This is a genomic window from Streptomyces sp. NPDC003011, assembly GCF_053591515.1.
Window position 1 is genome coordinate 1 of record NZ_JBSFTY010000149.1, and the last position, 12768, is coordinate 12768.

The following is a 12768-nucleotide window of genomic DNA, read 5'->3' on the forward strand; positions in this document are numbered from 1 at the left end:
TTCATGATCCGGCGACAACGGTGATCTACACGCGCGAACTTACACTCTTTCCCTCCACGTCGCTCTTCCGATCTCCCGCCGCCGCCCCACCCCGTGCGCCGTCGGCGGGACCCGCCGCCGATCACCACCCGCGCCGCGTCGAGCTCGACTTCGTCGTCCTCGACGCCCAGCCCGCGCCGGGCGGTGCCTGGCGGGACACATGGGACTCGCACTCGCTCCGCCTGTTCCCGCCGGCGGCCTTCTCCGCGCTCGCGGGCCGGCTCATACCCGCCCGGCCGGGCGAGGAGCACCCGGACGCCGGTCACGTCGTCGACTGCCTGGCCGACTGCGGGCAGCGCCGCGCCCCGCCTGTCCGGTGACCGGTCCGTGTGGACGCCGTACGGCCGGTGCCCGGCGGCTGCGGGTGGAGACGGACGCGGGCGACTGGTCGGCTCGGGCGGTGGTCTCGGCCACCGGCACCTGGTGGCGCTCCCTCCGCCCGCCGTTCCCGGCTGGGACGTGTTCGGCGGAACGCCGGCTGCACACCACCGGCTACCGGCGTCCCGCCCACCACACCGACCACGCCGACCACGCCGACCACGCCGACCACGCCGGTCAGTGGGTCGTCGTGGTCGGCGCAGGGAACTTCGGCGCAGAGATCGCCCGCCGACCTCGCCGCCGACGACAGGGTCGACCTGGCCCGGGTCACCCGGCGCCCGGCCCGTTTCCTCGTCGACGACATCGACGGCCGCGCCTTGTCCGACGACGCGACCGCCCGCCGTCGCGCCCTCGATGCGGGCACGGCCGCCGACACCGGCGGCGTCGCCTCGCTCGGCGACATCGTCGCCGCGCCGCCGGTGCGCGCGGCCCGGGACGCCGAGCTGTCGAAGGCTCGGCCGATGTTCATCCGGCTCACCGGCGACGGTATCCGGTGGGCGGACGGGACGCGGGCCGCGGCGGACACGGTCGGCTGGTGCACCGACTGCCGCCCCGCCCCCGCCCTGTCCCACCCCGCCCCGCTCGCCGTGCCTGGGGCCCAAGGGCACATCGCCACCCGGGGCACGCGTGCGGTCGGTGAGCCGTGCCCGCGTCTGCTGGGCTACGGCGACTGGACCGGGCCCGCTTCGGCGATCCTGACCGGTGTCGGACGGCCCGCCCGGATAGGTGGCCGCGGAGATCGGCCGCTTGCTCATCTGACAACCCGCTTCGCACGGCTCCGGCCACGGCGGCAGTGCTGGGCTGTCTCGACCCTCGTCCTCCACCGCGAGGAGGGCGGGCAGGTCCTTCGGGGGCTGATGACGCGAGCATGCCCGGGCGGCTCGGCGCACTGCGGGGGTACCGGGCACGCTGCTGCCCGCCGGGCTGCGGCTGACGGGCCGCGTCGGGCGACGCGTCGGGCCGCGCGCCGCCGGTTCAGGAACGCAGGTCGAGCATGGCGGACATCGCGGCCACCACGGAGGGCGCGACCTGGTAGTAGACCCAGGTCCCCCGCCGCTCGGAGGTGAGCAGTCCGGCTTCGCGCAGCTTCTTCAGGTGGTGGGACACGGTCGGCTGGGAGACACCGACGTCGGAGATGTCGCACACGCACGCTTCGCCTCCGGCGTGCGAGGCGACCTTGGAGAACAGCCGCAGCCGCACCGGGTCGGAGAGCGCCTTGAACATGGCCGCCATCTTCTCCGCGTCGGCCTGCGACAGTTCCCCGGCGGTGATCGGCGGGCAGCACGGCACCTCTGTCCCGGCGTCCAGGACCGGCAGTTCCACAACCTCTGACGGTTCCACAACCTCTGACAACTTCGACATGCGTCTATGTTGACACTTATCGATGGAGCGTGGCAAGGTCAGGATATCGACAGCGATCGAAACAGTGGCCCTGACCGGGCCGCGTCAACCCGGAGGACTGCCATGACCACCACCACGTCGGACCTGCCGGTCGTCGTCATCGGCGCCGGCCCGGCAGGCCTCGCGGCCGCCGCCCATCTCGTCGAGCGCGGCATCGAACCACTGGTCCTGGAAGCCGGACCGGCCGCAGCCTCCGGGGTGCGCGAGTGGGCCCACGTACGGCTGTTCTCCACCTGGGCCGAGCTGACCGACCCCGCCGCCGAGAAGCTGCTCGCCCCCACCGGCTGGACCAAGCCGGACCCGGCCACGTACCCGTCCGGCGGGGACTGGGCCGAGCTCTACCTCCAGCCCCTCGCCGACGTCCTCGGCGACCACGTCCGCGTGGACGCCACCGTCACCGGCGTCTCCCGTGCCGGGCGCGACCGCATCGTCGACGCCGACCGCGAGAGCCAGCCCTTCGTCATCCACTTCAGCACCGCCGACGGCGAGGAGCGCGTCTTCGCCCGGGCCGTCATCGACGCCTCCGGCACCTGGACCACGCCCAGCCCGGCCGGCGCCAGCGGGCTGCCCGCCCTCGGCGAGAACGCGGTCGCCGACCGCATCAGCTACCGCGTCCCCGACCTCAACGACCCTGCGATCCGGGCCCGTTACGCAGGCAGGCGCACCGCCGTCATCGGCTCCGGCACCTCCGCCTTCACCGCGCTGGCCACCCTCGCCGACATCGCCAAGGACGAGCCGGGCACGCACGCGGTGTGGATTCTGCGCCGGGGCCTGTCGGGCTCCACGTTCGGCGGCGGCGAAGCCGACCAGCTGCCCGCCCGCGGCGCTCTCGGGCTCGCGGCGAAGGCCGCCGTCGACAACGGGTACGCGGACGCGGTCACCGGCTTCCGCACCGAGGCCATCGAACGCGACGCCGAGGGCCGACTGGTGCTGGCCGCCGAGGACGGCCGTCGCCTCGACCCGGTGGACGAGGTCATCGTGCTGACCGGTTTCCGCCCGGATCTCTCCTTCCTGTCCGAGCTCCGCCTCGGCCTGGACGAACGGCTCCAGGCGCCCACCGCGCTGGCGCCGCTCATCGACCCCAACCAGCACTCCTGCGGCACCGTCTACCCGCACGGCCACCGCGAGCTGTCCCACCCCGAACCCGGCGTCTACCTGGTCGGCATGAAGTCCTACGGCCGCGCCCCCACCTTCCTGGCCATGACCGGCTACGAGCAGGTCCGGTCCGTCACCGCGGCGATCGCGGGCGACCTCGAATCCGCCGACCGCGTCGAGCTCACCCTGCCGGAGACCGGGGTGTGCGGCGGGGCCGGGCTGTTCGACGACCCGGCCGCCGGGCAGGCCGACGCCGGCGGCTGCTGCGCTCCCGCTCCGGCACCCGCGCTCGTGCAGATCGGCGCCGCCGCCCCCGCCGCCGCCGGTACGAAGGCCGAGGAGGCGCCGGAGGGCGGCTGCTGCGGCTCGTGACCAGCCTCGACACCCCTGAGCTCGGGGCCGCGACCGGAACAGGGGACCGGTCGCGGCCCCGCGCCGCCCTCCAGACGCTGTGCACCACCCAGATCACCAGCTGGGACATCGCCCACTACGCCACGCCTGCCCCGTACTGAACCCGCACATCACCCACGCCGTCATGGCACGCTGCCTGTGCCGTCCTGGTCTTGGTGCGCGCTCTCGCGACTGTCCCCGCCCGCGCTCTCCCACTCACCGCACCGTGGCCGACGGCATCACCGGCCCCCGCCCGCGCCACCCGGGGCGCGAGCGCGGCCACCCGCAGCCGGCCGTTCCGGATGCCGGCCGCCCGCCCTGCCCCTTTTCGCGTTCAGCGTCTCCACGGTCGTCGTCGCCCTGGTGCCGTTGCTGCTCGAAGGCGGGTTCACCATCAGCGAGGTCGGCGTGGGCACTCGGCCTCGGCGGTGCCGGACAGATTCTCGGCCGCACTCTGTACGCGGCACTCGCCCGCCGCGCGAGGGCAACTGCCCGTACGGTCACGCTGATCGCGCTCGGCGGACTCACCGCGGCCGCCCTCACGCTCGTCCCCCTACGGCCTGCTGGCCGCCCTGTCGTTACTGCCGGCACCCGTCTCCGCGCTCGCCGCCCTGGTCGCCTGGGGAGCCCGACCGGGCCGCACGGAACCGGACCGGTAGGCGCAACGGATCCGTACGGAGTTCAGTTGCCCTCCGACCGGTCGGCGCTCGCCGGACGGAAGCACGCCGACACGGTCTTGCCGTGCCGCTGACACTTCATCTCCACCTCATCAGCGAGCATCCGCACGATCCCCACTCCGCGACCGGACACCTCGCCCGCCTGCGGGTCACGCTGGCGCGGCAGTGTCGGGTCCTCGTCATGGACGCTTACATGAAGGCAGTCGCCGTCCCAGGTGAGGACCAGATGCGCGTCACTGTGCGCGTGGATGTGAGCGTTGGTGAGCAACTCGGACACGGCCAGGACGACGGAGTCCACCGTCTGGGGCTCCTCGGCGGCCCATGGCAGGGACTCCAACTGCCGTCGCGTCCACTGCCGTCCGGCGCGCACGCCACCTGACACGGGAAACGAATGCGCCCAACCCATCGCCTTGACCGCCACTGAAGTCACTCCCGTCCCTGCTGCCGTCCACACCCATGCGTACGCACACCGTGTACCCGTCACCCGTGCACGCAGGCACTCGCAGGTGCGGCATTCGAGGAGAGGCGGGGAGGGCCGCGGGCGGCCCGCCTGATGCCCCGAGCGGCAAGTAAGAAACAGATAAGTTTCAGCGTGTGCGGAGATCATTGCGGGGCACACGGCGGAACGGAGGTTGATAACTATGGTTCCCCTGCTGCTAGTTCTGCTGCTCATCCTGCTCCTCTTCGGTGCCGGGTTCGCCCTGAAGGCACTGTGGTGGATCGCCGTGATCGTCCTGGTGATCTGGCTGGCCGGTTTCCTCGCTCGCTCCACCGGAGCAGGCGGGAAGCGAGGCCGCTGGTACCGCTGGTAGGACGCGTCGGCGGTTGCCGTACGCGGGTGGGGGCGCACCGATGGTCGGTGCGCCCCCCACTCATGTCCGCGTGACTCTCACGGCCTGTACACACAACTGGCTGTATCGCCGGTCCGTCCAGGGGTAAGCGGCCATCAGGCCCGGAGCCGGTGCCTGCGCCGACATGGGAACCCCGGCACCTCCAGCAGGACCGGCTCCGGTCCCCTCCACCGGCACCTGGCGCCTGGCCCTCCACCCGAGCGGCGGCACCCTTGCCCGAACCCCGACTGCATCCCCTTCCGTTTGCGCTGCGCCGCGGCGGTTTCACCGGTGCGGGTATCCGGCGGTGCGGCGGCATAGGGTGCGGCGGCGAAGGGCTGCTGGACCTCGGTGCGGCGGAGAGTGACGGTGTGACGGCTCTCTACGAGGAGAGAGACTGGACCACGACGGCAGCCACATCCTCGTCGACACCGTGATGGCGGTCGGCGGCGACACGGGTGCTGAGGCTCGTGCGGTGTCCTACTGCGACGACTCAGGTTGCGAGACGCTGGTCGACTGAGGCCGCGAGGCGAGCAGAGCGGTGCCTGCGCAAGCGCCGTCCTGCTGCCGGCAAGGTCCCCGGCATCGTGGCCGCGTGCCCGCCGCTCCGTGGCCACGTGTGGTTTCGCGGGGCCTCGCCGTCGACGTGACCGCCCATGGCGACGGGCCGCGACATGACGAGCACGACCGGATCAGAGCGCGGATCGCGGTGGTGAGCGTCCGCCTCCGTATGCGATCAACGGCTGCCGGGACGACGGTGGAAGAGCAGGGCCGCTCACGCGGGAGCGGCCGGCGCCCTGACGCCGGACCGGGGAGGTGGGTCGGAGAGGTTCGGCCCAGTTCCAGCGGATGGTGTTCATGCGCCGCGGTCATCGCCCCGGCGGGGTTTCACGGCCGGGCCCTGTCCTCGCGACGACCAAGGCCGCTGACCAGGAGAAGGTGATCGTCGATGTGCCGGTGGCTCGCCTACTCGGGGACTTCCCTGCTCCTCGAATCCATCCTGTACAAGCCCCGGCACTCGCTGATCGACCAGAGCCTGCACTCCCGCATGGGTGTGGAGACCACCAACGGGGACGGCTTCGGCGTCGGATGGTACGCGCGGGACTCGGGGGCGGAAGGCCCCGCCGTCGTCCGCGATGTCGGGCCGGCGTGGAACAACCGCAATCTGCGGGAGATCGCCGGGCACGTCAGCTCATCTCTGTTCTTCGCCCACATCCGCGCGTCGACGGGTACGGCCGTACAGCAGACGAACTGCCACCCCTTCCGGCACGGCCACTGGATGTGGATGCACAACGGGGCCATCACCGGTTTTCCCCTGCTTCGACGGGAGCTCTGCATGGCCGTGGACCCCTCGCTGTTCGCCGACATCGAGGGGTCCACGGACTCCGAGGTCATGTTCTTCCTGGCCCTCACTCTCGGGCTGGAGGACGATCCGCCGGGCGCGGTGGCGCGTATGGCCGGGATGGTCGAGCGCACGGGCCGGGCACACGGCATCGCCGCCCCGCTCCAGATGACCGTTGCCGCGACCGACGGGGTGGATGTCTGGGCGTTCCGCCACGCCACCGAGGGCGCCGCTCGTTCGCTGTACTACAGCAGTCGAGTGGACTCACTGCGGGCACTGCATCCCGACGTTCAGTTCCTGCGGGACCTCTCCGAGGAGACGCGTCTCGTCGTCTCGGAGCCGCTGGGTGATCTCCCGGGAGCCTGGAACGCCGTGCCCGAGCACACCTACGGCGTCGTGCGGGCCGGCGCGGACGAGATGCGCCCCTTCGCGCCCGCGTGAGTCAGAGTTCGCGCCCGCGTGAGTCAGGGTTCGCGGCCGATGAAGGCGAGCAAGCGGGTCTGGACGTCGGCCGTCTCCGGCACCTCGACCCGGGGTCCGTACTGCCCACTCGTACGGAGCATGTCGTCGAGCGGCAGCATCCCGTCGAGCAACCGGGCGCATCGGGCGGGATCGAGATGTTCGTCCTGACCGGTGGCCCGTGCCAGGTCCCAGGTGTGCATGAAGACATCGGCGGTGTAGAACCGGTCGACCGCCTGGTCCAGGGGGATGTCTCCGATGTGCGGGTTCGACAGCAGCTTGTGTGCGGTGCCCGGATCGTCGAGGAGGGCCTGTACGGCATCGCGGTGCGTCACCCAGGCGGCCACCGGGTCATCGTCCACCGAGGGCCCTTCGGGCAGTTCGACTCCGGCGCCGGATTTCAGGAAGGCGGGCAACCACTCGACGAGGTGACGAACCACGTCCCGGGCGACCCACCGCTCGCACGGCGCCGGGTTGTCCCATGCCTGCGGATCCGTGCCGTGGACGCGGTCGGTGAAGCCGCGGGCCACGGTGCGGTACTCGTCGGCTGCTGGTCTCGCCATGATCAGGATCCTGTCTCGGGGTGCGGGTCGGCGCTGTCGCTCCGCTGACCGCCGAGCAGCTCGTCAAGTCGCTCGTAACCTTCACGGACGCCGACGTCCATGCCGCTCTTGAGCATCGCATCGCGGGCTTCGACGGAGTCCATGAGCGACTTTCCGGTGAGCCGGGTGCGCCCGCCCAGGTCCTCGAAGACAACCGTCTCCAGGCTGACGCCGTCCGGAAAGCCCTCGTAGGTGAAGGTCTGCACGATCCGCTCGTTGGCGCGGACCTCGTGGAACACGCCGTGGAAGCCGTACTCGGTGCCGTCGTCGTCACGATGTACGTAGCGATAGGAGCCACCGCTGCGCGCGTCGTACTGGTCGATCAGCATCGTGAGCCGGCGCGGACCGAGCCACTGGACGACCAGATCGGGGTCGGTGTGCGCGCGGAACACGCGCTCCGGCGGAGCGTCGAACTCTCGGATGATCTCGATGGTGGGCAGATCGGGGTCGGCCACGATCTGCGTCTCGTCGGGGTGGCGTGTGGTGTCGTCGGTGCTCATGATGCCGCCTCCTGCGCGGAAGTGTCTGTCGTCGGTTGCTCGTCCATCTGTTCAAGGAGGGCGTCGAGTCGGCGGAAACGGTCCTCCGCCTCGCGTCGATAACGCTCGATCCACTTCGTCATCAGGTCGAAGACCTCTGCTTCGAGGTGGCAGGGCCGTCGCTGGGCGTCTCTGCTGCGGCTGACCAGGCCGGCGTCCTCCAGGACCTTGATGTGCTTCGACACGGCCTGCACCGTGACGTCGTACGGCTCGGCCAGTTCGTTGACCGTGGCGTCCCCGGCGGCGAGCCGGGCCACGATGTCGCGCCGGGTGGGGTCGGCCAGTGCGGAGAACACCAGCGACAGTCGGTCGTCGGTCACCTGACACCTCGTATTCAACTGGTTGGTTAAATACCTTACGGCCATCGTCCTGGTTAGTCAACCGATCGGTTGAGCAAGGGCCCCCACGGGCACGGGCACGGGCACGGGCACGGGCACGGGTGCGGGTGCGGGTGCGGGTGCGGGTGCGGGTGCGGGTGCGGGGCACGGGTACGGGCGCTGGGGCCAGACCTCGGCATGTGGTCATGACGGACACGGACCGCGCGGACGGTGTGGTCGTTCGACTCGGTGACGTGCGCAACCTCGGCATGGAGGGCGTCCACTACGACGACTCATGGGTGGCGGTGAACGGCACCGCTCCTCGTCCTGCCGGACGACGGTCTACGCCGACAGCACCTCCATCTGTGGCCGAGGGTTGGTCACCGATGCGCTCGGCCTACCGGCCGCGGCGGGCGGGCGCTGCTGTCTCGGGTTCCGGGTTCCGGGTTCCGGGTTCCGCGGAAACCCTCCGGACAGTGCGGGCCGGCGCACTGAGCATCCGGCGCGCCCTCGTTGTCAGTGGTGGCTGAGAGCCTGGGAACCATGGACAGGGATGAGGAACTGTTGCGCGGCCGGGTCTACGGCGCCGACCACGACGACGCCGGGCAAGGACCGCGGCCGGGACGCACCTACGCCGAACTGGTCGGCGGACCACTGGACGGTCTGCTGCTCGACATCACCGGCTGGACGCCGGACGAGAGCGGCACCGGCGTCTCCCTCCGGACGGAACTCGGGCAGTTCGGCGCCGGCGGGCGTGCGCTGTACGACCCGCGTCCGGGCGATCCGGCCCGCTGGGACTGGTCCGGTGACAGTCCCTGATCCCACCTGCAGCCGGCCGGGTGTGCGGCCGGCGCGGGCGTCTGGGCGTCTGGGCACCCGGACGCCCAGGCCCCCCCCCGGATCACCCGAGCCCCCTGGCCCCCTCACCCCCGAGCCCCCTCACCCCCGAGCCCCCTCACCCCCGGGCCCTCTCACCCCCGGGCCCTCTCACCCCCGGGCCCCCGCGCGTCATGCCGCGCGGCGGCGTCATCGACCTGCCCCTGCACGGCGCACCCGCGCCCGAGTGGTACGTCACCGCCAGCTGGGCCCCGCGGTCCGACTGCGCGATCGACGTCGTCGCCTTCCTCCTCGACGAGGACGAACAGGTCACCTTCGACGAGGACTTCGTCTTCTACGGAGCTCCGGAGAGCCCCGCCGGGACGGTGCGGCTGCTGACCGGCGGCCCCGCCGAACAGACCATCGCCCTCAACCTGGCATCCCTGGCGCCCGCGACGCGGAAGGTCGTCGTCGCCGCGGCCGTCGACGGCGCCGCCACCTTCGGGACGGTCGGTGCGATCCAGATCGGCGCGGCCCCCGGCAGCAGCGGCGCACCTCTCGCCCGGGCCACCCTGGACGCCGCCACCACCGAACGCACCATGCTGCTCGCGGAGATCTACCGCAGGGGCCCCGTCTGGCGGCTACGCGCCGTCGGCCAGGGCTACGATCAGGGCCTCGACGCCCTCGCCCGCGGATACGGGGTCGACGTCGTCGGCTGAACGACTGCTGAGCGAACGCCGGTCCGCGCGTCCGGGCTGTCACGCAGCGCTTCCGAGGGGTGTCCGGTGGGCGAGTGCGGACGAGGGGCGGACCTCCGAGGGGGCGACGGACCAGAGGCATCCAGCGCAGGCCGTCGGTGCTGACCCGTCGGTGCTGACAGCCGGGTGCCGTACGACGCTCGTCCGTGTCCTCGCCCTGTCCTCGCCGTGCCCTCGCCGCGGCCGGTGCCGTGCCGGTGGGACGGCGGGCATCGTGCCGTCCGCGTCAGCCGCCCGGACGGGGGTGCGGTCGCACGAGGCCGTACTGGTAGGCGGTGACGACGAGTTGGCCCGGTCGCGGGCGTCGAGTTTCGTCATGGCGCGCTGGATGTGGCTCCCGCCGACGGCCAGGGTGTCCTGACCATCATGGCCCTCGCCTGGCGCACCGCCGCCCACGCGGTCACCGCGGGCGACCGAGGACGCGGCCGGGATCTCCGGGACGGTTCGCCGGGTGATGGCACCCTCGAAGACGCGGAGCGGCGCGTTCGCGCCCCGCTCCATCGATGTCCGCACGCGGCGCGGGTGCGACCCCGTCGAAGTGGCCGCCGCACGACCGCGTCCGCACTCTGCGCCGCGCGGCCCGCTGCAGACGGCCGGCAGCTCCCCGACCCCCTCACGCCCGCCGCGCGGTGATCTCCTTCGCGGTGTCCGCCACGAGCCGTCCCGCTCGGTCCACCGGTGAACGTCGTACCGTGAACCCGGCGTCAGCGGTGGCTCAGCACATTGATCACCCGGCCGTCGGGGTCGCGGACGAAGAACCGTCGCACACCCCACTCCTCGTCCTGCAAGGGGTGCACGATCTCCGCGCCGCTGTCCCGCACGACCGCATAGGCCGCGTCCACGTCGTCCACCTCCACGCTCATGTCCGGCGTGACCGGCGCGGTCCTGTCATCGGTCATGAAGCTGACCTGCGCCGCCGGGGTGGACGGCGAGGCGAGCGTCATGATCCAGCCGAGGTTCATGACCTCCTCGAAGCCCAGCAGGTCGTAGAACTCCAGGCTTTCCTGCGCTGAGTCTGTCCGGAGGACAGGCGTGACACGGCGAACGGTCATCGACGACTCCACATGAGGAACGGTGTGACTTCGGAGCTCCAGGAGTACTACGGCACGCCCGTCTCCGCACGCTTGTCCCAGTACGGAAGCGGACCCGTCATGCTGAACACGCGCTCCCGCAGGAGCACACGCCGGCAACTCGGCACCCAGTAACCCGGCACTCCTGCGGAGCCGTTGCGCCGGGTGCCGCCGGTGACGGGACGGACGACGCCCGAGCGGCGGCACGGCGCCGAACCGTCCGGGGACGGGGGACGGGGGACGCCGACCGGAATACCTGCGATAACGTCTCTTCACTCCGGGCAGCGAGAGGGACGAGATGCGGGTTCAAGTGCGTGGGCGGGGCGCCCTGCGGTGGTTCGCGGTGGGGGCGATCGCGTTCGGGGCGTTGTTCTTGGTCGTCGGGTTGATCCTGGCGGGGGTGTCGGTCTCGTTCCTGGCGAACGCGGAGCGTGCCCCCGGCACGGTGGTGGCGCTGGAGTGGCGGAACGACGACAACGGCGTGTCCCGCAAGAAGCGGGTGAACGACGGGCCCGTGGCGTACCCCGTGGTCGAGTTCACCTCGGCGGACGGCACGCCGAGGACGTTCAGGAGCTCGACGGGTTCCAATCCGCCGTCGTACGAGGAGGGCGAGCGGGTCGAGGTGCTCTACCGCGCCGATTCCCCCGACGACGCGCGGATCAAGGGCTTCGCCTCGCTGTGGCTTTTGCCGCTGATCTTCGGTGGGATCGGGCTGCTTTTCGCAGGGATCGGGACGGCCCTCGCGATGGTGAGGCGGCGGCGTTCCTAGAAGCGCTTCGTCGGGGGCGAGTTGGCCGACGTGCGGCGGCACGGGTGGCGGACACGGGCACGGCGGTGGCATCGGTCGGCACGATGGCGGTATCGGTCGGCGCGATGGCGGTATCCGCCCGCGCGGCGGGCGTGCGTGGGCGAATGCCGCCCGCGGAGCGGGAGTTGGCGCGGAAGCGGAAGGCCCGGCGGCCGGCGCCTTGGCTAACCTGCACGGGTGACCACCGACCTGACCACCACCGACCTGACCACCACCGACCTGACCACCACCGACCTGACCACCATCGAGCTGACCCTCCTGCCCCGTGTCGCCTGTCGCGGACAGGAGGTCACCGCGCCCCGGCTCCGCGGTCTCATCGCGCTGCTCGCGGGCGACTTGCGCACGGGCTGCAGCACCGAGCGGCTGGTGGCGGGGCTGTGGCCGGACGAGTTGCCGGAGCGGCCGGCGAAGGCGGTGCAGGTCCTGGTGTCCAGGGCGCGCGCGCAGCTGGGCGCCGACGTCATCGCCGGCACGCCGACCGGATACCGGCTCACCCTCGCCGAGCGGCAGGTCGACACCTCCGCCCTGCTGCTGCACGCCGCCGCGAGCGCGGACCGGGCCAGGGCCGGGGACCACACGGGATCGCTGGCTGCGGCCGAGGCCGGACTCGCGCTGTGGGAGGGCACTCCCGACGCGGCCGGCGACACCGACGACCCCGTGTCCGCGCTGCGCGCCGAGCGTGCCCCCGTCCGCGGCGCGCTCGTCCGCGCGCAGGCGCTCGCGCTCGCCCGGCTGGGGCGGCACGCGGAGGCCGCCGGGCCGCTGGCGGTGGCCGCCGCGGAGTATCCGCGCGACGAGGAGGTGCTCGCCGAACTGCTGCGCGGCGAGGCGGCGACGGCGGGCCCGTCCGCCGCGCTGGCCCGGTACGAGGCGTACCGCCGCCGGCTGCGCGACGAGCTGGGCACGGATCCGGGCGCCGGCCTCAAGGCCGTCCAGCGGGAGCTCCTGCGCGGCGAGGCACCGGTGGTCCGGCACGGTGTGCCGCACGAGCCGAACCCGCTCGTCGGCCGCGACGAGGACCTCGCGGCGGTGCAGCGGCTGTTGCGCACCTCCCGTGCCGTCACCGTCGTAGGCCCCGGCGGCCTCGGCAAGACCCGGCTGGCGCACGCCGTCAGCCGCCGGGCCGAGCAGCGCGTGGTGTACTTCGTGCCGCTCGCCGGCGTCACCGCGGACGCGGACGTGGCCGCGGAGGCGTACTCGTAGCCGTGGTCGGCCAGTTGGGTGTAGAGGTCGGAGATGTCGACGTG

Annotated in this window: 12 protein-coding genes and 3 pseudogenes; 9 read left to right on the plus strand and 6 right to left on the minus strand. The window is 72.2% G+C overall.

Translation table 11 applies throughout. The features are described 5' to 3' along the window. Positions 1–104: 104 nt before the first annotated feature. Positions 105–1151: pseudogene (locus ACWD0J_RS39975) on the plus strand (pyridine nucleotide-disulfide oxidoreductase); the annotation flags it as partial. A gap of 241 nt (positions 1152–1392) precedes the next feature. Here ACWD0J_RS39975 and ACWD0J_RS39980 read toward each other — a convergent pair. Continuing rightward, positions 1393–1779: an ArsR/SmtB family transcription factor gene (locus tag ACWD0J_RS39980; RefSeq protein ID WP_451500778.1), complete on the minus strand. Its 387-nt coding sequence runs from the start codon at positions 1777–1779 to the stop codon at positions 1393–1395. A gap of 102 nt (positions 1780–1881) precedes the next feature. On the opposite strand from ACWD0J_RS39980, the gene ACWD0J_RS39985 reads away from it, so the two are divergent. Both ACWD0J_RS39985 and ACWD0J_RS39990 read left to right on the plus strand, forming a co-directional pair. Next, positions 1882–3285: an NAD(P)-binding domain-containing protein gene (locus tag ACWD0J_RS39985; protein ID WP_451500779.1), complete on the plus strand. Its 1404-nt coding sequence runs from the start codon at positions 1882–1884 to the stop codon at positions 3283–3285. Further along, on the plus strand, positions 3282–3425 hold the full coding sequence (locus ACWD0J_RS39990; protein ID WP_451500780.1) for a hypothetical protein: 144 nt from the start codon (positions 3282–3284) through the stop codon (positions 3423–3425). The genes ACWD0J_RS39985 and ACWD0J_RS39990 overlap by 4 nt, the downstream gene beginning before the upstream one ends. Before the next feature lie 559 nt (positions 3426–3984). Here the strand turns inward: ACWD0J_RS39990 and ACWD0J_RS39995 are convergent. Beyond that, on the minus strand, positions 3985–4401 hold the full coding sequence (locus ACWD0J_RS39995) for an ATP-binding protein (protein ID WP_451500789.1): 417 nt from the start codon (positions 4399–4401) through the stop codon (positions 3985–3987). Between the two features lie 220 nt (positions 4402–4621). Between ACWD0J_RS39995 and ACWD0J_RS40000 the strand changes: the two genes are divergently transcribed. Together ACWD0J_RS40000 and ACWD0J_RS40005 are read left to right on the plus strand one after the other, a co-directional pair. Next, positions 4622–4792, plus strand: coding sequence for a hydrophobic protein (locus ACWD0J_RS40000; protein WP_451500781.1), 171 nt, complete (start codon positions 4622–4624; stop codon positions 4790–4792). A 967-nt stretch (positions 4793–5759) separates the two neighbouring features. Further along, a complete protein-coding gene (locus ACWD0J_RS40005) occupies positions 5760–6593 on the plus strand; it encodes a class II glutamine amidotransferase (protein ID WP_451500782.1) in 834 nt (277 codons plus the stop codon). A 23-nt stretch (positions 6594–6616) separates the two neighbouring features. Here ACWD0J_RS40005 and ACWD0J_RS40010 read toward each other — a convergent pair whose 3' ends face one another. Genes ACWD0J_RS40010 through ACWD0J_RS40020 form a run of 3 tightly spaced genes read right to left on the minus strand, consistent with a single transcriptional unit; the run spans position 6617 to position 8072 of the window. Then, a complete protein-coding gene (locus tag ACWD0J_RS40010; RefSeq protein WP_451500783.1) occupies positions 6617–7174 on the minus strand; it encodes a TIGR03086 family metal-binding protein in 558 nt (185 codons plus the stop codon). Positions 7175–7176: 2 nt separating this feature from the next. Then, positions 7177–7713 carry an SRPBCC family protein gene (locus ACWD0J_RS40015; protein ID WP_451500784.1) on the minus strand — a complete coding sequence of 179 codons (537 nt, stop codon included), beginning with the start codon at positions 7711–7713 and terminating at the stop codon, positions 7177–7179. Then, positions 7710–8072, minus strand: a complete 363-nt coding sequence (locus tag ACWD0J_RS40020; protein WP_451500785.1) for an ArsR/SmtB family transcription factor — start codon at positions 8070–8072, stop codon at positions 7710–7712. The genes ACWD0J_RS40015 and ACWD0J_RS40020 overlap by 4 nt, the downstream gene beginning before the upstream one ends. A 540-nt stretch (positions 8073–8612) precedes the next feature. Here ACWD0J_RS40020 and ACWD0J_RS40025 point away from each other — a divergent pair. Together ACWD0J_RS40025 and ACWD0J_RS40030 are read left to right on the plus strand one after the other, a co-directional pair. Next, a complete protein-coding gene (locus tag ACWD0J_RS40025; RefSeq protein WP_451500786.1) occupies positions 8613–8888 on the plus strand; it encodes a hypothetical protein in 276 nt (91 codons plus the stop codon). A gap of 182 nt (positions 8889–9070) precedes the next feature. Next, a pseudogene (locus ACWD0J_RS40030) lies at positions 9071–9604 on the plus strand (TerD family protein); the annotation flags it as partial. Between the two features lie 743 nt (positions 9605–10347). Here the strand turns inward: ACWD0J_RS40030 and ACWD0J_RS40035 are convergent. Continuing rightward, a complete protein-coding gene (locus tag ACWD0J_RS40035) occupies positions 10348–10695 on the minus strand; it encodes a VOC family protein (RefSeq protein WP_451500787.1) in 348 nt (115 codons plus the stop codon). A gap of 316 nt (positions 10696–11011) precedes the next feature. Between ACWD0J_RS40035 and ACWD0J_RS40040 the strand changes: the two genes are divergently transcribed. Both ACWD0J_RS40040 and ACWD0J_RS40045 read left to right on the plus strand, forming a co-directional pair. Then, positions 11012–11482, plus strand: coding sequence for a DUF3592 domain-containing protein (locus ACWD0J_RS40040; RefSeq protein WP_451500788.1), 471 nt, complete (start codon positions 11012–11014; stop codon positions 11480–11482). A 273-nt stretch (positions 11483–11755) separates the two neighbouring features. After that, positions 11756–12721: pseudogene (locus ACWD0J_RS40045) on the plus strand (BTAD domain-containing putative transcriptional regulator); the annotation flags it as partial. Positions 12722–12768: the final 47 nt, after the last annotated feature.